The sequence below is a fragment of the Amycolatopsis sp. NPDC024027 genome (assembly GCF_040638975.1).
Lineage (GTDB): Bacteria > Actinomycetota > Actinomycetes > Mycobacteriales > Pseudonocardiaceae > Amycolatopsis.
Genome location: NZ_JBEZYY010000017.1, coordinates 202,456 through 223,605, shown reverse-complemented (window position 1 = coordinate 223,605; position 21,150 = coordinate 202,456). Strand labels below are relative to the sequence as shown.

Genomic DNA, 21,150 nt, shown 5'->3' with positions numbered 1-21,150 from the left:
CTCGTGCTGGTCGGCGCTTATGCCTCGGGGGTCGGCTCGGGGGCCGCCTCGGCCTTCGCCTTCGGCTTCACGTTCTTGTGCGGGGCCAGCACCATGATCATGTTGCGACCGTCCTGCTTCGCCGAAGACTCGACGAAACCCAGTTCGGTGACGTCCTCGGCGAGCTTCTGCAGCAGCCGGTAGCCGAGCTCCGGCCGGGACTGCTCGCGACCGCGGAACATGATCGTGACCTTGACCTTGTTGCCCGCCGCCAGGAAGCGCGACACGTGACCCTTCTTGGTCTCGTAGTCGTGCTGGTCGATCTTGGGGCGCAGCTTCTGTTCCTTGATGACGGTCAGCTGCTGGTTCCGACGCGACTCGCGGGCCTTCTGCGCGCTCTCGTACTTGAACTTGCCGAAGTCCATGAGCTTGCACACCGGCGGGCGGGCCTGCGGCGCGACCTCGACGAGGTCGAGGTCGTTCTCCTGCGCCAGGCGCAGCGCATCCTCGATCCGGACGATGCCGACCTGTTCGCCGGCGGGTCCGACGAGACGGACCTCCGGCACCCGGATTCGGTCGTTGATGCGTGTCTCGGAGCTGATGGGGCCTCCTTGGTCCGAGGAATGTTTCGTGTTCTCGTTCGACCTGGTGCCCACATAGCGAAGGCCCCGACACCATTCGGTGCGCGGGGCCCACTCTGTTTCCGATCGCACCCGGCCGCGAAGCCGGGCACTTCACCCTGGACTTGACGCCCGGGTGAGACCGGACCCGGCCACCTGTACGGTGACGCGGGTGGGAGCGGGGCTCCACTTGCCGCCCCCGATCGCTCGGGGGCTGGTCGCTCGTGGAAGGGTACCAGACGTGTCGGAACAACCTTCCCAACAGCCCCCGTATTCCCCGGACGCGCGCCACCTGGAGGACATCCCCAGCGTGGAGGTGATCAGCCGCGCCGCCGTCATGCTGCTGTCGGCCGGCGCCGAACGGCTCGGCCTGGCCGATGCCGACCCCGCCGCCTCCCCGCACCGGGACCTCGATGAAGCGCGCCGCCTGATCACCGCGTTGGCCGGGCTCGTGACGGCCTCCGCCGAGTACCTGGGCCTGCACGCCGGGCCGCTGCGCGATGGCCTGCAGTCGCTCCAGAAGGCGTTCAGGGAGGCTTCGGTCGTGCCCGACGCGCCCGGCCAGGGGCCCGGCGAGAAGTACACCGGCCCCGTCTACTGACATTTCACTCGCTCGGCTCTTAGCCCGGCCAGCCTGCTCGTAACTGACATTTCAGTCGTTCGGGTCCTGGCCCGGCGAGCCTGTTCGCACTGACATTTCAGTCGCTCAGGTCCTCGTCCTCGCCCGCCGAGTCCGCTCGCAACTGACATTTCACGCTGGGGTCTCAGCCCGACGAGTCCGCTCGCAACTGATATTTCACTCGCTCGGTCCCAGCCCCGGCGAGCCTGCCCGTACTGATGTTTCACTCGCTCGGGTTCTTGCCCGGCGAGCCTGCTCACATCTAACATGTTAGATGTGAGTCTCTCAAAGGTCAGTCGCCCGCTCCTGCGCGACGAGGCGTACGACCGCATCCGGCAGGCCATCGTCGACGGCACGTTGCGGCCGGGCACCCCCCTGCGTGACGGCGACCTCGCCGACCAGCTCGGCCTCTCGAAAGCCCCCGTCCGGGAAGCCCTCCGGCGGCTGGCCGACGACGGCCTCGTCGACTCCAAGCCGCAGAGCTACACGCGGGTCTCCGACGTGATGTCGCGCGACGTCCTGGACGCCCGGGAGATCGTCCGCGTCCTGCACGAGTTCGCGGTGAAACAAGCCGCCCCGAGGTGCCGGCCGGCCGACATCGCCGCGATGCGCGCGGCCAACGACCGCTTCGCCGCGGCGATCGAAGCCCGGGACGTCGCCGCCGCCGTGAAAGCGGACGACGAACTGCACGACATCCCCGTCCGGCTGGCGGGCAACGCCGCGGTGGCCGCGACCCTCGACCGCTACACCCCGCTGCTGCGCCGGCTGGAGCACGCGCACTTCAGCTCGGCGCTCGCCTGGAACTCCGTCGAGCGCCACACGAAGCTCATCGACGCCCTCGAGAAGCACGACACCGAATCCGCCGTCTCCGTGATTTCGACCATCTGGACCGAGCTGCTGGAGGACCGATGACCCTCGCCGACTTCCCCCGCTACCCTCTGCTGTTCGGCCCGTCGCCGGTGCACCCGCTCGAGCGGCTCACCGCGCACCTCGGCGGGGCGAAGGTCTGGGCCAAGCGCGAGGACGTCAACTCGGGCCTCGCCTACGGCGGAAACAAGACCCGCAAGCTCGAATACCTGGTCGCCGACGCCCTCAACGAAGGCGCCGACACGCTCGTCTCCATCGGCGGCGTCCAGTCCAACCACACCCGCCAGGTCGCGGCCGCCGCCGCGCGCGCCGGGCTGAAGGCCGTGCTGGTGCAGGAAAGCTGGGTCGACTGGCACGACCCGCTCTACGACAAGGTCGGCAACATCCAGCTCTCGCGCATCCTCGGCGCGGACGTCCGGCTGGTCCAGGCCGGCTTCGGCATCGGGTTCAAGGAAGCCTGGGAAGACGCGGTCGCCGAGATCGAAGCGAACGGCGGGAAGCCCTACGCCATCCCGGCCGGCGCGTCGGACCACCGGCTCGGCGGCCTCGGCTTCGCGAACTGGGTCGTGGAGCTGGAACAGCAGGAGGCGAAGCTGGGCGTCTTCTTCGACACGGTGATCGTCTGCTCGGTCACCGGCAGCACGCAGGGCGGCATGGTCGCGGGGACCGCGCTCGGAAAGAACCGCCGCATCCTCGGCATCGACGCCTCCGCGAAGCCCGAGGAGACGCGCGAGCAGGTCACGCGCATCGCGCGCGCCACCGCCGAGCTGATCGGCGCCGGCGAGATCGCGGAAGTCGAGCTGGACGACCGCTACCACGCCGGCATCTACGGCATCCCGGACAAGTCCACTGTGGATGCGATCGAGACCTGCGCCCGGCTGGAAGGGATGCTCACCGACCCGGTGTACGAGGGCAAGTCCATGGCGGGGCTCATCGACCTGGTCGGCCGCGGGGAAATCGGCAAGGACTCGAACGTCCTGTACGCCCACCTCGGCGGGCAGCCCGCTCTCAACGGCTACACGAGCGTCCTGGGCTGAGCGCACCGGGGCCGGACACGAACCCGGCCCCGGCGAAACCTCAGTCCAGCACGCAGAGCACGTCGATCTCGACGAGGAGCTCACCCGGGAGGCCGACGTACACCGTCGTGCGGGCGGGCTGCGGCGCGTCGCCGATCAGCTCGTCGTACACCTGGTTGAACGGCGCGAAGTGCGCGGTGTCGGTCAGGTACACCCGGACCATGATCGCGTCGGCGAGGCTCGAGCCCGCCGCCGCCAGCACGGCTTCGATGTTCTTGAACGTCTGCCGGGTCTGGCCCGCGACGTCGGCACCGACGATCTCGTTCGTGGCCGGGTCGAAGGCGACCTGGCCGGCGACCTGCAGCAGGTTCCCCTTGCGGACGGCCTGCGAGAACTTCGCCGGCGGCTTCGGCGCGTTCTCGGTGGAAACTGCCGTCTTGCTCATCAGTGCCCCTTTCCGTTCTCCGTCCATCCACTGTGGACGGAAGCTTCCTTCGTGGCGGCCCGCAGCTCGGGTACCAGCGCCAGCAGGCCTTCGTAGTCGAGCAGCACCTTCGGCACCGACATCGACGCGGCGGCCAGCACCTCGCCGCCGGTCCCGCGCACCGGCGCCGCGATGCAGTGGATGAAGTCCTCGTGTTCGGCGTTGTCGACGGCGTACCCGAGCCGGTCCACGCGGTCCAGCTCGGCGAGGTAGGCCTCGGGGGTGGTGATCGTGTTCGGCGTCCGCACCGGGTACTCGATCGACCGCGCGATCTCCTCGCGACGGGCCACCGGCATCGCCGCGACCAGCACCTTCCCCACCGCGGTGCAGTGCAGCGGCGCGCGCTTGCCGATGCGCGAGTACATCCGCACCGAATGCCGGCCTTCGAACTTGTCGATGTAGACGACTTCGCCGTCCTCGTAGCTGGCCAGGTGCACGGTGTGCCCGGTGCGCGCGTTGAGGGCGGCGAGCGCGGGGTGGGCGCTGCGCCGGACGTCGAAGGAGTCCAGGGCCTGGTTGGCGAGGTCGAACATGGCGCTGCCCAGCCGGTAGTGGCGGGCGCCTTCGCGGCGGACGAAGTGGTGCTGTTCGAGAGTGCGCAGCAGCCGCAGCACGGTCGACTTGTGCACGCCGATCTCGTCGGCGAGGTCGTCGAGGGTCCGCGCGTCCTGCGCGATCGAACCCAGCAGCGTCAGCGCGCGGTCCAGGCTTTGGCTCACGTGAGCACCACGCCCTCTCCGGTCAGCCGGGCCGAACGCCACTCGTCCGGGTCCGCGTGCAGCAGGGTATCCACGACGCTCCGGGGCAGCGGGACCCCGACGTCGTCGTGGGTCAGCAGGGTGACGGCGGCCTGCAGGTGGCCCTGCCGCAGCCGTTCCAGGGGCGTGGCGCCGCGCAGGGTCGCGGCCAGGAACCCGGCGGCGAACGCGTCGCCGGCGCCGACCGGCTCGACCACGTCGACCTTCAGCGCGGGCGCGAACAACGGCTCCCCCTCGACGAGCGTCGCCCCGCGCTCGCCGTGCTTGACCACGAGCGTGCGCGGCCCCGGCAGCAGCGCGCGCAGCTCGGCCGGGTCCCCGGTCCCCCACACCTGCCGGGCCTCGTCGTCACCGGTCAGGACGATGTCCGCCCGAGCGGCCAGCTCGGCGAGCAGCCCAGGGTCGCGGCCGGTCCACAGCGCGGGCCGCAGGTTGACGTCGAACGAGATCAGCCGGTCGCCGCGGGGCATCTCCAGCAGGGCGCGGACCAGCGCGAGGCAGCTGTCCGACAGCGCGGGCGTGATCCCCGACAGGTGCAGCACGCGGACGCCGTCGAGGTCGAGGCGATCCAGCAACGATGGGCCCATCCCGGACGCGGCCGAGCCCGTCCGGTAGTAGCGCACGGGACTGCCGCCGGCACCGCTTTCCTTGATGTAAAGCCCGGTCGGGCGCAGCGGATCGACGGAACAGGCGCTGACGTCGACGCCGTGGGAGGCGACCTCCCGCAGCATCGCGCGGCCGAACGGGTCGTCGCCCACCGCGCTCACCCAGCCGCTGCGCACCCCCAGCGTGGGCAGGTTGCAGGCCACGTTCGATTCGGCGCCGCCGATGGTGCGCACCCAGTGCTTCACCTCGTCCGGCGGGCCGGGTTCGGCGGGCACGAACAGCGCCATCGACTCGCCCACGCACAACACCTCGGGCCCGCTCGTCACTTTCCGTCTCCCTGCCCTTCACCCCGTTGACCTGTGGCGACCCGGATGCTACACCTATGGCACTCAAAATGCGCAACAGTCGTTGCAACATACGCAACAGAGGTCGCCGCCGATGAATCGTTGCCAGATGGACCCCGCCGCGCTCGACGCGCTCCGCCACGAGCGCGTCGACTGGCGCTTCCGCTCCGCCGCGCCCGCCCTGACCGGGCTCACCCTGCAAGAGGCCGCGGACCGCCGGCTGAAACTGTTCACCGACGGGTTCTTCGCGCCCTTCGTCGTCCTCGACGAAGAGGCGCTCGAACACAACCTGCGGACGATGGCCGCCTGGTGCGCCGCCCGCGGCGTGGCGCTCGCCCCGCACGGCAAGACGACCATGGCACCGCAACTGTTCGCGCGCCAGATCGAGCACGGGGCGTGGGGCGTGACCTGTGCGAACGCCGGTCACCTCCGGATCTACCGCGCCTTCGGGGTGTCCCGGATCCTGCTGGCCAACCAGCTCCTCGACCCGGCCGGCCTGCGCTGGCTGGCCGCCGAACTGGCGGCCGACCCGGGCTTCGAGTTCCTCTGCTGGGTCGACTCCGTCCGCGGCGTCGAGCTGATGACCGCGGCCCTCGAAGGCGCCGAGCGCCCGGTGGACGTCCTGGTCGAACTGGGCGCCGACGGCGGCCGCACCGGCGTCCGCGACACCGCGACCGCGCTGGCGATCGCCGAAGCGGTCCAAGCGAGCCCGGTGCTGAGGCTGCGCGGCACCGGCGGCTACGAAGGCGCGCTCTCCCACGACACCGACGAAGCCGCGCTCGCCAAGATCAGCTCCTACGTGGACGGTCTGCGCGACCTGGCGATCTCGTTCGCGGACAAGGGACTCCTCGACGGGCAGATCGTCGTCACCGCCGGCGGCAGCGCCTACTTCGACCAGGTGGCGAACGAGCTGACCAAACCGTGGCCGGCCGGCCTCGACGTGCTGCCGGTGCTGCGCAGCGGCGCCTACCTCACCCACGACGACGGGTTCTACCGCCAGATCTCGCCGCTCGGCGACCACCCGCGGATCGACGGCGTCGACTCGTTCCGGCCGGCGCTGCGGGCGTGGGCGCAGGTGACGTCGAAGCCGTCCGACGAGCTCGCGCTGCTCACCCTCGGCAAGCGCGACGCCTCCTTCGACGAGGGCATGCCCGAGCCGCAGCTGCGCCGCACCCCGGACGGTCCCGCCGAACCCCTCGGAGGCCACGTCGTCACGAAGCTGAACGACCAGCACGCCTTCCTCGCGCTGCCGCCGGGGTCGCCGGTCGAGGTCGGCGACTGGATCGGGCTCGGCCTCTCCCACCCGTGCACGGTGTTCGACAAGTGGCCGCTGCTGCCGGTGACCGCGGCCGACGGCGAAACCGTCGTCGACTACGTCCGGACGTGGTTCTGATGGACGTCGTCTTCCGCGGCGCGCTGGTCGCCGACGGCACCGGCGACGCGATCACGCGGCACGACGTCGGGATCACCGGGGCCAAGATCGCCAGTGTGGCCGAAGCGGGGTCGCTGGCCGGGCGCCGGACCATCGACGCCGACGGGCTGGTGCTCGCGCCCGGGTTCATCGACATGCACTCGCACTCGGACCTGCAGCTGCTGGCCAACCCGGACCACCCGGCGAAGATCACCCAGGGCGTGACGACCGAGGTCCTCGGCCAGGACGGGCTGTCGTACGCGCCCGTCGACGACGTCGTGCTCGAAGCCCTGCGGCAGCAGCTCGCGGGCTGGAACGACGACCCGCCGGGGTTCGACTGGAACTGGCGCTCGGTCGGCGAGTACCTCGATCGGCTCGACCGGGGCATCGCCGTCAACGCCGCCTACCTCGTGCCGCAGGGCACGGTCCGGATGCTCGCCGTCGGCTGGGACGACCGGCCCGCCACGGACGCCGAGCTGGACCGGATGAAGGAACTGGTCGCGACCGGCCTGCACGAGGGCGCGATGGGCATGTCGTCGGGCCTCACCTACACGCCGGGGATGTACGCGGAGACGAGCGAGCTGGTCGAGCTGTGCCGGGTGGTCGGCGAGCTGGGCGGGTTCTACAGCCCGCACCACCGCAGCTACGGCAAGGGCGCGCTGGAGGCGTTCGCCGAGATGATCGACGTGAGCAGGCGGTCCGGCTGCCCGCTGCACCTGGCCCACGCGACGATGAACTTCTCGGTCAACAAGGGCAAGGCGCCCGACCTGCTGAAGCTGCTCGACGACGCGCTGGCCGACGGCTGCGACATCTCCCTGGACACCTACCCGTACCTGCCGGGCGCGACCTACCTCTCGGCCCTGCTACCGAGCTGGGCCACCGAAGGCGGCCTGCCCGCCACCCTGGCTCGCTTGTCCGATGTGGACGAACGGGAGCGGATCCGCGCCGAGATCGAGGAGTCCGGTTCGGACGGTGCGCACGGCGTGCCGATCGACTGGGACGCCATCGAAATCAACGGTGTCCGCCACGAGCACAACGCCCACCTCGTCGGGCACAGCGTCGCCGCGTCGGCCCGCGCACAAGGCACCGAACCGGCGAAGCTCTACTTCGACACCCTGCTCGACGAGCGGCTCGGGACGTCGTGCCTGATGCACGTCGGGCACGAAGAAAACGTCCAGGCCATCATGCGGCACCCCACGCACACCGGCGGCAGCGACGGCCTGCTCGTCGGCGCCCGGCCGCACCCGCGCGCGTGGGGCACGTTCCCCCGCTACCTCGCCCGGTACGTCCGTGAACTGGGCGTGCTGGACCTCGCCGAATGCGTCGCCCACCTGACCGGGCGGGCCGCACGGCGGCTGCGGCTGACCGACCGCGGGCTGGTCCGCGCCGGGTACGCCGCGGACCTGGTGCTGTTCGACCCCGAAACGATCGCCGACACCGCCACCTTCGAAGAACCGCGGCAACCCGCCACGGGCCTCACCCACGTGTTCGTCAACGGCGTCGCCGCCCTCGACGACGGTCGTCCCACCGGCACCCTCGCCGGTGGTTCCCTGCGCAATCCCGGGAGAACCCGATGATCCACTGGCTGCAACACACCACCGGCGGGCTGCTCACGCTCGCCGCCGTCTCGATCGCCGTCCTGCTGGTGCTGATCATCAAGCTGAAGCTGGAACCCTTCATCGCGCTGATCGTCGTCGGCCTGCTGACGGCGCTTGCCGCGGGCCTGCCCGTCGGCACCATCGTCGGGTCGGCCCAGAAGGCGTCGGACTCCCTGCTGGAAAAGGGGTTCGGCAGCATCCTCGGGCACATCACGGCGATCATCGGGCTGGGCACGATCCTCGGGTCGATCCTGGAACGCTCGGGCGGCGCGAAGGTGCTCACCGGGGCGCTGCTGCGGTCGTTCGGCGAGAAGCGGGCGCCGCTGGCCATGGGGGTCGCCGGGTTCATCTTCGGCATCCCGGTGTTCTTCGACATCGGCATCTTCGTGCTGGCCCCGCTGGTCTACGTCGCCGCGAAGCAGGGCGGCAAGTCCCTGGTGCTGTACGCGATGCCGCTGCTGGCCGGCCTGTCGATCACGCACGCCTTCCTGCCGCCGCACCCGGGTCCGGTCGCCGCGGCCGGGCTGCTGCACGTCGAGCTCGGCTGGATCATCCTGATGGGCCTGGCCTGCGGCATCCCGGCGTTCCTCATCGGCGGCGTGCTCTACTCGACCTGGATCGGCAAGCGCATCGTGGTCGACGTGCCCGAGGACATGGTCTTCGCCGAAGAGGAGGGCGAGCGCGAGGAGAACCCGCCGTCGCTGGGGCTGGTCGCCTCGATCATCGCGGTGCCGCTGGTGCTCATCCTGGCCGGCACGTTCGGCAGCATCTGGCTGCCGAAGGGTTCGGCGCTCGCCGGCGTCGCCGCGTTCATCGGCACCCCGGCCGTCGCGCTGACCGTCGCCGTCCTGCTCGCGTCCTGGCTGCTGGGCCTGCGGCGCGGGTTCACCGGCAAGGACCTCAACGAGCTGGCCGCGAAGTCGCTGCGGCCGGTCGCGATGATCCTGCTGGTCGTCGGCGCGGGCGCGTTCTTCGGCGCGGTGCTCTCGGCGACCGGGATCGGCAAGGCCGTCGCCGACTCGCTGCACGACGCCGGGCTGCCGGTGCTGCTCGCGGCGTACGTGATCAGCTGCGGCATGCGGATCGCGCAGGGCTCGGCGACCGTCGCCATCGTGACCACGAGCGGGATCATCGCCCCGACCGTGGCCCAGCTCGGCTATTCGCAGATCCAGCTGGCGCTGCTCGTGATGGCGATTTCGGCCGGCTCGATCATCGCCTCGCACGTCAACGACGGCGGCTTCTGGATCGTCTCGCGGTACTTCAACCTCACCGTGCCGCAGACGCTCAAGTCCTGGACGGCGCTGGAAACCGTGCTTTCCGTTTCGGGTTTCGCGGCTTCGGCATTGCTCATGGCCGTGGTCTAGACCATACTGGAGCTGTCGCCGCCGAAACCCGTTGGGAGACAATGACGATGACCGGACTTTCCCGTCGTACGTTCCTCGGTGCCGCGGCCGGCGCGGGCGCCGCCACTGTTCTCGGTGCGCAGGTCGCCGGCGCGGCCACCACGGAGAAGGGCTGCTTCGCCGGCACAACCGTGTACATCGGCAGCTACACCTCCGGGGCGACCGGGCACGGTCTCGACGTCGCCACCCGTTCGGGTGCGGCGCTGTCCCTGGTCCGGACGATCCCGGGGATCACCGACACGTCGTGGTTCGACCGCAGCGCCGACGGCAAGACGCTGTACGTCACCAACGAAGGCGACCCGGCCGGGTACGTCTCGGCGTTGAGCCTCGCCGAGCCGGGGAAACCGAAGCTGCTCAACAAGGTCTCGTCGAAGGGTGGCGCGCCGACGCACCTGAGCGTGCATTCCGGCGGGAAGCACGTGCTGGCCGCGAACTACAGCTCGGGCAGCGTCGTCGTGCTGCCGATCCTGGCCGGTGGCAAGCTCGGCGCGGCCACGGATCTGGTCACCCACCACGGCGCCGAGCGGGACGCGCACGCCCACCAGGTCGTCAACGACCCGACCGGCCGCTGGGTCCTGGCGGTCGACCTCGGCGCCGACTCGGTGTACGTCTACGGCTTCGCCGCCGGGAAGCTTTCGCTGCACCAGCAGCTGAAGCTGCCGTCCGGCGCCGGGCCGCGGCACCTCGCGTTCGACCGCACCGGGAAGTTCGCCTACATCCTGCAGGAACTGCGGGCGGAGGTGACGGTGGCGAGCTGGGACGCGGCGGCGGGGAAGCTGAAAGCGCTGTCCGTCGTCCCGGCCGTGCCCGCCGGGAGCACCGGCGACCAGTTCCCGGGCGAGATCGTCGTGTCCAACGACGGGAAGTTCGTGTACGCGACCGTCCGCGGCCCGAACACCCTGGCCACGTTCGCCGTCTCCGGCGGCGGCGCGACGCTGAAGCTGGTGTCGAGCGTGCCGACCGGCGGCAACTGGCCGCGGCACGTGGCCCTCGACCCGGCCGAAAGCTGGTTCTACGTCTCGAACCAGCGCTCCGGCACCGTCACCTGGCTGCCGCGCGACCCGGCCACCGGCCTGCCCGGCGCACCCGCCGGTCAGCTCGCCGTCGGCAGCGTCAATTCCGTCTACTTCGCCTGACCTCAGGTCACTCTGGAGGCACCCATGAGACTGCTGCCGTTCGCCGCTGCGCTGGCCCTGCTCGCCGGCTGCGCGCCCACCCAGTCCGCACCCGCGGGCGGCGGCGCGGACGACAAGACCGGCACCGTCCGCGTCTGGCTGTTCGACGAGGCCAACCGCGCGCCGAAGGAGGCCGCGGTCAAGGACGCGATCACCGAGTTCAAGGCGGCCCACACCGGCGTCGAGGTCGACGTCCAGTGGGTGCCGGTCGAGGGCCGCGCCGACAAGTTCTCCGGTGCCTTCAACGACGCGGCCAACGCCCCGGACGTCGCCGAGTTCGGCAACACCGACGTCTCGAACTACGCCGCCACCGGGGCGCTGGCCGACCTGACCGGCGACCTCGCCGCGTGGCCCGAGGGCAAGGATCTCCTCCCGACCGTGCTGGACACCGCGAAGTCCGGCGGCCAGACCTACGGCCTGCCCTGGTACACCGGCATCCGCGCGTTGTACTACCGCACCGACGTCTTCACCGAGCTCGGCCTGAAGCCGCCGGCGACGCTGGCCGAACTGACCGACACCGCCCGCCGGATCCGCGCCGCCAAGCCGGACCTCTACGGCATCGCCGTCGGTGGCAAGTACACCTACGCGATGCTGCCCTTCCTCTGGGCCAACGGCGGGGAGCTGGCGCAGGAGAACGGCGGCAAGTGGACGTCGACGGTCACCGGTGAGCAGGCCAAGGCCGGCGTGACGCAGTACGCGAACCTGCTCAAGGACGACATCTGCCCGCCCGCCCAGTGCGCCAACCTGACCGGCACGCAGAGCGTCACGGCGTTCGCCGGTGGCAAGGCCGGGATGACCATCGGCGGCGACTTCAACCGCAAGGCCGTCGAGCAGGGCGCGGTGAAGGGCAAGTACGCCGTCGTGCCGCTGCCGGGCCTGACAGTGGGGAGCACCGCGCCCGCGTTCGCCGGTGGCAACCTGCTGGGCGTGTTCAAGGCGAGCAAGCACCGCAGCCTGGCGCTGGAGTTCGTCGAGCTGCTCGGCGGCGCGAAGTACCAGGAGAAGATGTACACCGCGATGGGCAACCTGCCGACGCTGAGCGGTGTGCAGCAGAAGCTCGCCGCGAACGACCCGTTCCTCAAGCCGTTCGTCGACACCCTGAAGGCGGGCACGAAGTTCGTCCCGGCGACGCCGGCGTGGTCGAAGATCGACAGCCAGAACGTGCTGCCGACGGCCGTGCAGCAGATCGCGACCGGCGGGAAGGACCCGTCGGCGGCCCTGGCGGACGCGGCCGCCGCGATGAACAAGGCCTTCGGCTAGTGGTGACGGTCCAGGAAGCCCCTTCCGTCACGGCCCCCGCGCGGCGGCCGAAGCGGAAGGGGGACGGCCGGGCCGCCGCGCTCTACCTCGCCCCGGCGGGCGTCCTGCTCGCCGCGCTGCTGGCCTACCCGATCTACCAGCTGGTCCTGATCTCCTTCTACGACTACGGCCAGCCGCAGGCCGCGGGCAACGCACCGCTGGTGTTCCTCGGCTTCGCGAACTACGCCGACCTCCTGTCCCAGGCGCAGTTCTGGACCGTGCTCGGCAACACGGTCGGGTTCGCCGCGGCCTGCGTCGCCGGTTCGCTCGTCGTCGGCACCGGGCTCGCGGTGCTGGCTTCGCGGGTGCGCTCACTCCCCCGGACGCTGCTGTTCCTGGCCGCGCTGGGCGCGTGGTCGACGCCGGCGATCGCGGGCTCCTACGTCTGGCTGTTCCTCTTCGACACCGACTTCGGCCTGGTCAACGAGGTGCTGTCGGGTCTCGGGCTGCCCTTCGAGCACCACTCGTGGACCTTCGGCACGCTCGGCGCCTTCGGGCTGGTCGCGGCCGAGGTGATCTGGTGCTCGTTCCCGTTCGTGCTGGTCACGATGTACGCCGGGATCAAGGGCGTGCCGGACGAGGTCCTCGAAGCCGCGGCGCTCGACGGCGCGTCGGCGTGGCGCACGACGTGGACGATCGTTCTGCCGATGGTGCGGCCGCTGCTGATGATCGCCACGGTGCAGTCGATCATCTGGGACTTCAAGGTGTTCACCCAGATCTACGTGATGACCAACGGCGGCGGCGTGGCCGGGCGCAACCTGGTCCTCAACGTCTACGCCTACCAGCAGGCCTTCGCCGGGCAGGAGTACGGCCTCGGCTCGGCGATCGGAGTCGTCATGACGCTGTTGCTGCTGTCGGTCACCGGGCTGTACGTCCGGACGCAGCGCCGGAGCGCGGCATGGCTGTGAAACGTCCCGGACGGCTCGTCGCCGAAGTCGTCACCGTCGTGCTCGCCGGGGTGATCACGTTCCCGCTGTACTGGATGGTGCTGTCGGCGGTGAAGCCCCCGGGCGAAATCCAGTCGGCGAACCCGAAGCCCTGGACGTTCAGCCCGTCGTTCGACAGCTTCTCGCGCGTCCTCACGGTTTCGGGCTTCGGACGGTTCTTCGTGAACAGCCTCGTGGTGGCGCTGGTCGTCGTCGCGCTGTCGCTGCTGCTGTCGTTCCTTTCGGCGGTGGCGCTGACGCGGTTTTCGTTCAAGGGCCGGACCGTGCTGCTGGTGATGACGCTGGTCGCCCAGATGGTGCCGGTGGAGGCGCTGACCATCCCGCTGTTCTTCCTGATGCGCCAGATCGGCGGGGTGGCGCCGGCTTTCGGGTTGAACGAGCTGGGTTCGCTGGTGCTCGTGCACCTGGCGTTCAGCCTGCCGTTCGCGATCTGGATGCTGCGCGGGTTCGTCGCCGCGGTGCCGGTGGAACTCGAGGAAGCCGCCAAGCTCGACGGCGCGTCGCGGATGCGGTTCACCTGGCAGGTCCTGTTCCCGCTGGTGGCGCCCGGGCTGGTCGCGGTCAGCGTGCTCGCGTTCATCCACGCGTGGAACGACTTCCTGTTCGCCAAGACGTTCATCGTATCCAAGACCGAGAACCAGACGCTGCCGCAGGCGATCCTGGTGTTCTTCAAGCCGGAGGACACCGATTGGGGCGCGGTGATGGCGTCGTCGGCGCTGATGACGATCCCGGTGCTGGTGTTCTTCGTCCTCGTCCAACGACGGCTGGTGTCCGGCATGGCCGGCGCCGTGAAGGGCTGACATGGCTTTCGACACCCTGCTCCCCCGTCCGGTTTCGGTGAAACCCGCAGCGGGTTCGTGTCCGTGGCCGTCCACTGTGGACGTCCGGACGGTCGCCCTGCCCGCGGAGGGCTATCGGCTCACCATTTCCCCTGCCGGCGTGGTCCTGGAGGCGGCCGATGCCGCCGGGGAGCACCACGGCCGGGAGACGTTGCGGCAGCTCGCGGGGCCGGCCGCGTTCCGGGTGGCCGGGTTCGCGCCTTCGTCACTGCCGTGCGGCGTGGTCGAGGACCATCCGCGGTTCGCGTGGCGTGGCTGCCTGCTGGACGTCGCCCGGCACTTCCGGACCAAGGCCGAGGTGCTCCGGTTCGTCGACCTGCTGGCCGCGCACAAGCTGAACGTGCTGAACCTGCACCTCACCGACGACCAGGGCTGGCGCTTCGAGGTCCCGGCGTTCCCGCGGCTGACGTCGGTGGGCGGCTGGCGGCCGTCGTCCATGACAGGCAGCGGAGGCGTCCAGGACGGCCGTCCGCACGGCGGGTTCTACACGAGCGACGACCTGCGAGAGATCGTCGCCTACGCCGCTTCGCGGGCCATCACGGTGGTGCCGGAGATCGACATCCCCGGCCACGCGCGGGCGGCGCTGGCGGCCTACCCCGCGCTGGGAACTTCGTCGTCCTACGAAGTCTGGACCGCCTGGGGCATCAGCACTTCACTGCTGTCACCGGTGGAGTCCACTTTGGACTTCTTCCGGCAGGTGTTCGACCACCTGCTGGACATCTTCCCGTCCCCGGTGATCGCCCTGGGCGGCGACGAGACACCGGGCGCGACCGACGAGCACCGCGCGTTCGTCCGTCGGCTGGCCGAGCACCTGGTGGCCCGCGGCCGCACCCCGATGGGCTGGGACGAAGTCCTCGACACCGACGGCCTCCCGCCGATGGTGATCGCCGCCTGGCGCAACGAGGACGCGGGCTTGCGAGCGGCTTCGGCGGGGCACGACGTGGTGATGTGCCCGGAGCAGCACGTGTACCTGGACCACCGGCAGTCCGACCATCCCGACGAGCCGATCCCGGTCGGGGAGGTCCACACGCTGGAGGACGTGTACGCGTACGAGCCGGCGCTGAGCGGCCCGCGGCTGCGAGGGGTGCAGGCACAGGTGTGGAGCGAACACCTGGACAGCGTCCGGCGGGTGGACTACATGGCGTTCCCGCGGTTGTCGGCGTTCGCGGAAGTGGCTTGGAGTTCCGGGCCAAGGGACTACGCGGAGTTCCTGCCACGGCTGCGCGACCACCACCTGCCCCGCCTGGACGCGCTCGGCGTGGAGTACCGGCCGCTGGACGGGCCGCACCCCTGGCAGCTGCGGCCGGGGGTGCCGGGCCGGCCGCGCTAGCCGTTCCACTGCCGCGCGCTGAGGTCACGCAGCAGAGCCTGGCTCTCCCCGGGCAGACCTGTCCGGCTTCCCGCTCTGCCCGGCAGGGTCGGCAAATCCCGGGCAGCCTGACCAGGCTTGCCGACTCCCCGCCTCCCGGGGGGCGCCCCCCGGGTCCAGCCTATCGGCGGTCACCGACAATCCCGGCCGGTCGCCGGCCGGCGCGCGGAGTCCTCCACAGCCGCCGGCGAGTGTGGACAGGTCACGGCAGTAGCGTCACCGTGACCGACCGGGTCGGGCCGACGTTGCCGGCCGCGTCGATGGACCGGTACTCGATCCGGTGCGTGCCGTACCCCGGCTTGCGCTCCGAGAACGGCGACACCGTCAGGCCGCCCTCGCCGAGGTTGCCGTACGCCAGGCCGTCGATCTCCGTGCCGCGCGGGGTGAACAGGTACGGCGCCGCCGGGTCCGTCGGCCAGCCGTAGTACTTGTGCCAGCCGTCGCCGTCGACGCGGAACTCCGGCATTCCGTCCGGCGACTTCAGGCGCATCGTGAACGAACCGTGGTACACGGTGCCCCCGGGCAGCTCGGCCGTGGTCGCCGGGCCCGTGGCGTCCACCGGCCAGGTCAGCGTCGTGCCGCCGGTCGTCGCGGTGAGCGTGTGCGCGCCACGGGACGCGTCGAGGGCGAAGTCGGAGCCGGTTCCGGCCGGGCGGCCGTCGAGCGCCCACCGGACCTCGGGGATCGAACCGGTCGGCTCGCCGGTTTCGACGTAGACGACGTCGTGGCCGCCGACCGGGCGCGAAACCGGCGTCGACGCCACCACCGCCGGGCCGCCGGCGGGCGGGGTGACCACCGCCGTGTCGACCGTCCAGGTGCGGGTCGCCGCCGGGCGGGCGGCCGGGTCGCGGACGAACGGCGTCGGGTCGGTCACCGTCGCCGTCAGCGTGTGGCGGCCGGGGCGCAGGTGCGCGCGGCGCAGGTCGACCGCGTCCCGGCCGGGCACCGCGACGCCGTCGAGGGTCCAGCGGATGTCGAGGCGGTGGCTCACCGGGTGCAACGGGCGCACCCAGACGACGCGGTCGGCACCGATCGTCCCGGCCGGGGTGCCGCCGGCGACGAGCGGCACCTTCGCCGCGATCCGCTGCGTCATCCGTTCGCGGCCGACCTGGTCGAACGCGTAGCCGAGGGTCTTCATCATCGAGTGCCTGCTCGGCCGCCACACCCCGGTTCGGGTGTAGAGCCCGCCTTCGAAGCGGCCGATCGTGCCGCCGGACTCGCTGGGCTCGCCGAGCCAGCGCCACCACTTCGCGTGCTGGGCGCGCATCTGTGGCTCGGTCAACAGGGTGTGGTGGACCGAGTCCGGCTCGCCGCCCTCGTACGCGCCGCCCGGAACTCCGCGCGCGTAGTAGTCGTACTCGTCGTCGAGGCCACCGAGCGAATGGCCGAGTTCGTGCGGCGAAATGAGCGCGGACAGCGCGTTCCCGCCCGACGCCGTCGCATAGGTGCCGCCCGCGCCGCCGTAGGTGGAGCTGTTGCCCAGCGCCAGGATCTGCCGGTTCGCGCGGGTCGTGCCGGGCACGAGGTCGGCGTACCGCTGGGCGGCCGCGTCGTCGACGGTCAGCAGCCGCTGCACGCTCTGGGCGTTGCAGCCGCCCCAGAAACCCATGTCCAGCGGGGTGTCCCGGCGAGGCGCGTCAAGGGAGGGGTCACAGTCCACACCGGATTCCGGTGAGGCGATGGAGACAGCGTAGACGTTGAAGTAGCTGCGGTAGGACTTGAACGGCTCGAGCGACCACAGGGTGCTGACGTGCCGCTCGACGTCGGCGAAGAACTTCGGCTGCTCGGCGGCGGTGTAGCCGTCCCCGAGGACGACGAGGTTGAACCGCTGCGCGACCGGCCCGGTCACCTGGACCTCGGTGACGCTCGCGGCCGGCTCGGCGGCGTACGCGGGAGCGGCGATCCCGGCGGTGATCAGAAGCGCTGCGACGAACCCGGCCCACTTCGACATGGCGGCACTCCCCTGGTCGGTGATCTTCCCGGTCTACCGCACGGGATGCGGCACCGGAACCGCCAGAAGTCGCCGAATGCGAAGGTATAGGCCGTTATACGCGAGTGAGCCGGTACCAGACCTCCGGGCGTCCGACCTGGCCGTAGTGGGGCTCGCGGTGAGCCCGGCCGGTGTCCGCCAAGTACTCCAGGTACCGCCGTGCCGTCACGCGGGACGCGCCGATCGCGCTGGCCGCCGCACCGGCCGAAAGTCCTTCCGCCGCACCGGAAAGCGCGTCGGTGATCGCCTCCAGGGTCTGGACGCTCATGCCTTTCGGGAGCGGGGGCTGCTCGGTCGTGCGCAACGCCCCGAGGGCCCGGTCGATCTCCGCCTGGCCGGTGACCTCGCCGGACGCTTCGCGGAATTCCGCGTAGCGCTCGAGCTTTTCGCGCAGGGTCGCGAACGTGAACGGCTTGAGCAGGTACTGCACCACCCCGGCCGACACCGCCGCCTTGACCAGGCCGAGGTCGCGCGCCGACGTCACCGCGATGACGTCGATCGGCAGCCCCGCCGCGCGCAGCGACCGGCACACCGCCAGCCCGTGCGTGTCCGGCAGGTAGAAGTCCAGCAGCACCAGGTCGACCGGCTCGCGTTCGCAGAACCGCAGCGCGTCGCCGCCGGAGTGGACCACGCCGGCCACCGCGAACCCGGCGAGCCGCTCGACGTAGACGCGGTGCGCCTCCGCGGCCACCGGCTCGTCCTCCACGACCAGCACCCGGATCACCGGCCCGCCTCCTGCCGCGGCAGCCGCACGGTGAACACCGCGCCCGCGTCGCGGCCGACTTCGACCGTCCCGCCGTAGCGGCGCACCGCCTGCCCGACGAGAGCGAGCCCGAGCCCGTGGCCGTCCTCCGCCTTCGTCGACCAGCCGCGGCGGAACACGTCGGCGTCCTCGGGCACGCCGGGCCCGGTGTCGGCGACGCGCAGCAGCAGCCCGTCGTCGTCGGTGCGGGCGGTCACGACGACCGACGGCTTGCCGCCGCCGCGCACGGCCGCGTCGAGGCCGTTGTCGATCAGGTTGCCGAGGATCGTCACCAGGTCGCGGGCCTCGATGCCGTGCGAGACGTCGTCGATCACGGTGTCCGCGGTGACGGTGAGCTCGACCCCGCGCTCGCTCGCTTCGGCGGCCTTGCCCAGCAGCAGGGCCGCGAGCACCGGCTCGGCGACCGCGCCGACGACCCGGTCGGTCAGTTCCTGGGCGAGGGCGAGCTCGGCGGTGGCGAACTCGACGGCCTGCTCGGGTTTGCCGATCTCGACCAGGGAAACGACCGTGTGGAGCCGGTTCGCCGCTTCGTGCGCCTGCGACCGCAGCGCCTCGGCGAGGCCGCGGGCGGTGGTCAGCTCGCCGGTCAGCGACTGCAGTTCCGTGTGGTCGCGCAGCACGACGACGGTGCCCTGCGAGCGGCCGCCCGAGCGGACGGCGGTCGTGCTGACCAGCAGCACGCGCGAGTCGGTCAGGTGCAGTTCCTCGGCCCGGTTCTCCTCCGACGTGAACGCCTCGGCCAGCCCGTCCGGCAGGCCCAGCGTCGCCAGGTCCCGGCCCACCGGGTCGGCGCCGAGGCCGAGCAGCATGCGTGCGCCGTCGTTGCACAGGCCGATCCGCCCGTCCCGGCCGACGAGGAGCACGCCTTCGCGGACCGAATGCAGGACGGCCTCGTGGTACTCGAAGAGGTTGCTCAGCTCGTCCGGCGCGACGCCCCGGGTCTGGCGGCGCAGCCGGGCGCTGATCAGCCAGCCGCCGAGCGCGCCGACCACCAGGACCGCGCTCGCGACGCCGAACAGCGGCCACAGGCGTTCGCGCAGCTCGGCCGAGATCGCCTTGACGGTGATCCCGACCGCGACCAGTGCGACCACCCGGTGGCCGGCGTCGAACACCGGCACGACCGTGCGCACCGACGGGCCGAGCGAACCGGTGTAGATCTCGGTGAACTCCTCGCCGCGCTGCGCGTCGGCGATGTTCCCGATGTAGTGCTGCCCGATCAGCGCCGGCGTCGGGTGCGTGTAGCGGATTCCGGCCGGGCTCATGATCGTGATGAAGTCGACCTGGGTGTGGTCCTTCACGCGCTGAGCGAAGGGCTGGAGCGCCGCGCTCGGGTTCGGCGTGCCCACCGCCGCCACGACGCTGGGCGCGTCGGCGACCGTCAAGGCGACCACGCGGACCTGGTCGCGCGCGTTATCGTCCACCGCGTGCTGCGCGTCGATCCAGGCGAACGTGATCCCGGCGCCCGCCAGTACGCAGAGCACCACGAGCTGCAGCACGAGCAGCTGGCGCGCCAGGCTCCAATGGGACCGCAACGTCGGGGGCACCTCCTCATACCAGCACACCGCGCGAGCAGCTGTCCGAACGGGACGGTGCGATCATCACACGAACTCAATGAACACAAGTGAGCCGGATCACCGAACTCGGCCTACAGTGTGCCGCAACCTGGACACCCCCGAGCTGGAGGCAACGGTGCCTACACCGACCCCCGACGCGGCGCCGCGCCGCGACAAGACCCGCTACCTGTACCTGGCCGTGATCGTCGCGGTCGCGCTGGGCATCGCGGTCGGCTTTCTCTTCCCCGGCTTCGCCAAGGGCCTGAAGCCACTGGGCGACGGCTTCGTGAACCTGATCAAGATGATGATCTCGCCGATCATCTTCTGCACCATCGTGATCGGCGTCGGGTCGGTCGCGAAGGCGGCGAAGGTCGGCAAGATCGGCCTGATGGCGCTGGTCTACTTCATCGCGATGTCGACCTTCGCGCTGGCGATCGGCCTGATCGTGGGCAACCTGCTGCACCCCGGCACCGGGCTGCACCTCAACCCGGGCGACGTGAAGAAGGCCCACGACTCGGCGACCGGCTCGGCAGGCCCGGTGGAGTTCGCGCTCGGCATCATCCCGAAGACGCTCGTCTCGGCGTTCACCGAAGGCCAGGTGCTGCAGACGCTGCTGGTCGCGCTGCTCGTCGGCTTCGCGCTGCAGAAGCTCGGCCCGAAGGGCGCACCGATCCTGCGCGGCATCGAGCACATCCAGCGGCTGGTGTTCCGGATCCTGGCGATGATCATGTGGGCCGCTCCGATCGGCGCGTTCGGCGCCATCGCCGCGGTGGTCGGCGCGACCGGGGTCAACGCGCTGAAGAGCCTCGCGGTGATCATGATCGGCTTCTACCTGACCTGCCTGGTGTTCGTCTTCGGCGTCCTCGGCACGGTGCTGTGGGTCGGGGCGCGGGTGAGCATCCTGAAGCTGCTCAACTACCTGCGCCGCGAGTTCCTGCTGATCCTGTCGACGTCGTCGTCCGAGTCGGCGCTGCCGCGGCTGATCGCGAAGATGGAACACCTCGGGGTCGGCAAGTCGGTCGTCGGCATCACCGTGCCGACCGGGTACTCGTTCAACCTGGACGGCACCGCGATCTACCTGACCATGGCGACGCTGTTCATCGCCTCCGCCCAGGACGCGCCGCTCTCGGTCGGCGAGCAGATCGTCCTGCTGCTGTTCATGATCATCGCTTCGAAGGGCGCGGCCGGCGTCAGCGGCTCGGGCATCGCGGTACTCGCCAGCGGCCTGCAGTCGCACCGGCCCGACCTGGTCGGCGGCGTCGGCTTCATCCTCGGCATCGACCGGTTCATGTCGGAGGCCCGAGCGCTGACGAACTTCGCCGGCAACGCCGTCGCGACCGTCCTCATCGGAAACTGGACGAAGGAGTTCGACCGCGACCAGGCGCACCGGGTGTTCGCCGGCGAAGAACCGTTCGACGAAGCCACCATGCTCGACGAGCACGAGACGGTGAAGTCCGAGCCGGAGGGCGAAAAGGTCCCGGTCTGACCCCATGAACGTTCGTGCTCACTG

19 protein-coding genes are annotated in these 21,150 nt (G+C 70.8%); 12 read left to right on the top strand and 7 right to left on the bottom strand.

What is annotated here, in order from left to right; translation table 11 throughout:
* Positions 1 to 17: 17 nt before the first annotated feature.
* On the bottom strand, positions 18 to 635 hold the full coding sequence (gene infC / locus AB0F52_RS34935; protein WP_103338664.1) for a translation initiation factor IF-3: 618 nt from the start codon (positions 633 to 635) through the stop codon (positions 18 to 20).
* A 205-nt stretch (positions 636 to 840) separates the two neighbouring features.
* Between infC and AB0F52_RS34930 the strand changes: the two genes are divergently transcribed.
* From AB0F52_RS34930 to AB0F52_RS34920, 3 genes are all read left to right on the top strand, one after another.
* The gene (locus tag AB0F52_RS34930) at positions 841 to 1,200 is read left to right on the top strand and encodes a DUF1844 domain-containing protein (RefSeq protein WP_360180269.1); all 360 of its coding nucleotides are present in this window, start codon (positions 841 to 843) and stop codon (positions 1,198 to 1,200) included.
* A gap of 294 nt (positions 1,201 to 1,494) precedes the next feature.
* Positions 1,495 to 2,130 (top strand): GntR family transcriptional regulator, encoded by a 636-nt coding sequence (locus AB0F52_RS34925; RefSeq protein WP_360180267.1) that lies wholly within the window; start codon positions 1,495 to 1,497, stop codon positions 2,128 to 2,130.
* Positions 2,127 to 3,122 carry a 1-aminocyclopropane-1-carboxylate deaminase gene (locus tag AB0F52_RS34920; RefSeq protein WP_360180266.1) on the top strand — a complete coding sequence of 332 codons (996 nt, stop codon included), beginning with the start codon at positions 2,127 to 2,129 and terminating at the stop codon, positions 3,120 to 3,122. Before AB0F52_RS34925 ends, AB0F52_RS34920 begins: the two co-directional genes overlap by 4 nt.
* Before the next feature lie 40 nt (positions 3,123 to 3,162).
* Here AB0F52_RS34920 and AB0F52_RS34915 read toward each other — a convergent pair whose 3' ends face one another.
* Genes AB0F52_RS34915 through AB0F52_RS34905 form a run of 3 tightly spaced genes read right to left on the bottom strand, consistent with a single transcriptional unit; the run spans position 3,163 to position 5,275 of the window.
* Complete coding sequence (locus tag AB0F52_RS34915; RefSeq protein WP_360180264.1) at positions 3,163 to 3,546, bottom strand: RidA family protein; 384 nt, start codon at positions 3,544 to 3,546, stop codon at positions 3,163 to 3,165.
* Positions 3,546 to 4,304 (bottom strand): IclR family transcriptional regulator, encoded by a 759-nt coding sequence (locus AB0F52_RS34910; RefSeq protein ID WP_360180262.1) that lies wholly within the window; start codon positions 4,302 to 4,304, stop codon positions 3,546 to 3,548. Before AB0F52_RS34910 ends, AB0F52_RS34915 begins: the two co-directional genes overlap by 1 nt.
* Positions 4,301 to 5,275 carry a sugar kinase gene (locus AB0F52_RS34905; RefSeq protein ID WP_360180260.1) on the bottom strand — a complete coding sequence of 325 codons (975 nt, stop codon included), beginning with the start codon at positions 5,273 to 5,275 and terminating at the stop codon, positions 4,301 to 4,303. Before AB0F52_RS34905 ends, AB0F52_RS34910 begins: the two co-directional genes overlap by 4 nt.
* Positions 5,276 to 5,387: 112 nt before the next feature.
* Here AB0F52_RS34905 and AB0F52_RS34900 point away from each other — a divergent pair, with 112 nt between their 5' ends.
* From AB0F52_RS34900 to AB0F52_RS34865, 8 genes are read left to right on the top strand one after another with little or no spacing between them, the layout of a single operon-like run.
* Positions 5,388 to 6,686, top strand: coding sequence for an amino acid deaminase (locus AB0F52_RS34900; protein WP_360180258.1), 1,299 nt, complete (start codon positions 5,388 to 5,390; stop codon positions 6,684 to 6,686).
* Positions 6,686 to 8,281: a D-aminoacylase gene (locus AB0F52_RS34895; protein ID WP_360180256.1), complete on the top strand. Its 1,596-nt coding sequence runs from the start codon at positions 6,686 to 6,688 to the stop codon at positions 8,279 to 8,281. The genes AB0F52_RS34900 and AB0F52_RS34895 overlap by 1 nt, the downstream gene beginning before the upstream one ends.
* Positions 8,278 to 9,666 (top strand): gluconate:H+ symporter, encoded by a 1,389-nt coding sequence (locus tag AB0F52_RS34890; RefSeq protein ID WP_360180254.1) that lies wholly within the window; start codon positions 8,278 to 8,280, stop codon positions 9,664 to 9,666. The genes AB0F52_RS34895 and AB0F52_RS34890 overlap by 4 nt, the downstream gene beginning before the upstream one ends.
* 41 nt (positions 9,667 to 9,707) lie before the next feature.
* Positions 9,708 to 10,841 carry a lactonase family protein gene (locus AB0F52_RS34885; protein ID WP_360180252.1) on the top strand — a complete coding sequence of 378 codons (1,134 nt, stop codon included), beginning with the start codon at positions 9,708 to 9,710 and terminating at the stop codon, positions 10,839 to 10,841.
* A 24-nt stretch (positions 10,842 to 10,865) separates the two neighbouring features.
* On the top strand, positions 10,866 to 12,140 hold the full coding sequence (locus tag AB0F52_RS34880; RefSeq protein WP_360180250.1) for an extracellular solute-binding protein: 1,275 nt from the start codon (positions 10,866 to 10,868) through the stop codon (positions 12,138 to 12,140).
* 2 nt (positions 12,141 to 12,142) lie between these two features.
* The gene (locus AB0F52_RS34875; protein WP_360180248.1) at positions 12,143 to 13,087 is read left to right on the top strand and encodes a sugar ABC transporter permease; all 945 of its coding nucleotides are present in this window, start codon (positions 12,143 to 12,145) and stop codon (positions 13,085 to 13,087) included.
* Positions 13,078 to 13,926: a carbohydrate ABC transporter permease gene (locus AB0F52_RS34870; protein ID WP_360180247.1), complete on the top strand. Its 849-nt coding sequence runs from the start codon at positions 13,078 to 13,080 to the stop codon at positions 13,924 to 13,926. Before AB0F52_RS34875 ends, AB0F52_RS34870 begins: the two co-directional genes overlap by 10 nt.
* Position 13,927: 1 nt before the next feature.
* Entirely contained in the window at positions 13,928 to 15,295 is a 1,368-nt protein-coding gene (locus AB0F52_RS34865; RefSeq protein ID WP_360180245.1) for a beta-N-acetylhexosaminidase, read from the top strand.
* A 241-nt stretch (positions 15,296 to 15,536) separates the two neighbouring features.
* Here AB0F52_RS34865 and AB0F52_RS34860 read toward each other — a convergent pair whose 3' ends face one another.
* From AB0F52_RS34860 to AB0F52_RS34850, 3 genes are all read right to left on the bottom strand, one after another.
* Positions 15,537 to 17,285, bottom strand: a complete 1,749-nt coding sequence (locus tag AB0F52_RS34860) for a M64 family metallopeptidase (RefSeq protein WP_360180243.1) — start codon at positions 17,283 to 17,285, stop codon at positions 15,537 to 15,539.
* A 94-nt stretch (positions 17,286 to 17,379) separates the two neighbouring features.
* On the bottom strand, positions 17,380 to 18,048 hold the full coding sequence (locus AB0F52_RS34855; protein ID WP_360180241.1) for a response regulator: 669 nt from the start codon (positions 18,046 to 18,048) through the stop codon (positions 17,380 to 17,382).
* Entirely contained in the window at positions 18,045 to 19,619 is a 1,575-nt protein-coding gene (locus tag AB0F52_RS34850) for a sensor histidine kinase (protein WP_360180327.1), read from the bottom strand. Before AB0F52_RS34850 ends, AB0F52_RS34855 begins: the two co-directional genes overlap by 4 nt.
* Positions 19,620 to 19,776: 157 nt before the next feature.
* Here AB0F52_RS34850 and AB0F52_RS34845 point away from each other — a divergent pair, with 157 nt between their 5' ends.
* On the top strand, positions 19,777 to 21,126 hold the full coding sequence (locus AB0F52_RS34845) for a cation:dicarboxylase symporter family transporter (RefSeq protein WP_360180239.1): 1,350 nt from the start codon (positions 19,777 to 19,779) through the stop codon (positions 21,124 to 21,126).
* Positions 21,127 to 21,150 lie beyond the last annotated feature (24 nt).

Excerpts from the sequence above, each read along its gene's own strand:
- AB0F52_RS34920 (WP_360180266.1), top strand. The coding sequence starts at position 2,127 with ATGACCCTCGCCGACTTCCCCCGCTACCCTCTGCTGTTCGGCCCGTCG.
- AB0F52_RS34915 (WP_360180264.1), bottom strand. The coding sequence starts at position 3,546 with ATGAGCAAGACGGCAGTTTCCACCGAGAACGCGCCGAAGCCGCCGGCG.
- AB0F52_RS34900 (WP_360180258.1), top strand. The coding sequence starts at position 5,388 with ATGAATCGTTGCCAGATGGACCCCGCCGCGCTCGACGCGCTCCGCCAC.
- AB0F52_RS34895 (WP_360180256.1), top strand. The coding sequence starts at position 6,686 with ATGGACGTCGTCTTCCGCGGCGCGCTGGTCGCCGACGGCACCGGCGAC.
- AB0F52_RS34890 (WP_360180254.1), top strand. The coding sequence starts at position 8,278 with ATGATCCACTGGCTGCAACACACCACCGGCGGGCTGCTCACGCTCGCC.
- AB0F52_RS34885 (WP_360180252.1), top strand. The coding sequence starts at position 9,708 with ATGACGATGACCGGACTTTCCCGTCGTACGTTCCTCGGTGCCGCGGCC.
- AB0F52_RS34880 (WP_360180250.1), top strand. The coding sequence starts at position 10,866 with ATGAGACTGCTGCCGTTCGCCGCTGCGCTGGCCCTGCTCGCCGGCTGC.
- AB0F52_RS34870 (WP_360180247.1), top strand. The coding sequence starts at position 13,078 with ATGGCTGTGAAACGTCCCGGACGGCTCGTCGCCGAAGTCGTCACCGTC.
- AB0F52_RS34865 (WP_360180245.1), top strand. The coding sequence starts at position 13,928 with ATGGCTTTCGACACCCTGCTCCCCCGTCCGGTTTCGGTGAAACCCGCA.
- AB0F52_RS34860 (WP_360180243.1), bottom strand. The coding sequence starts at position 17,285 with ATGTCGAAGTGGGCCGGGTTCGTCGCAGCGCTTCTGATCACCGCCGGG.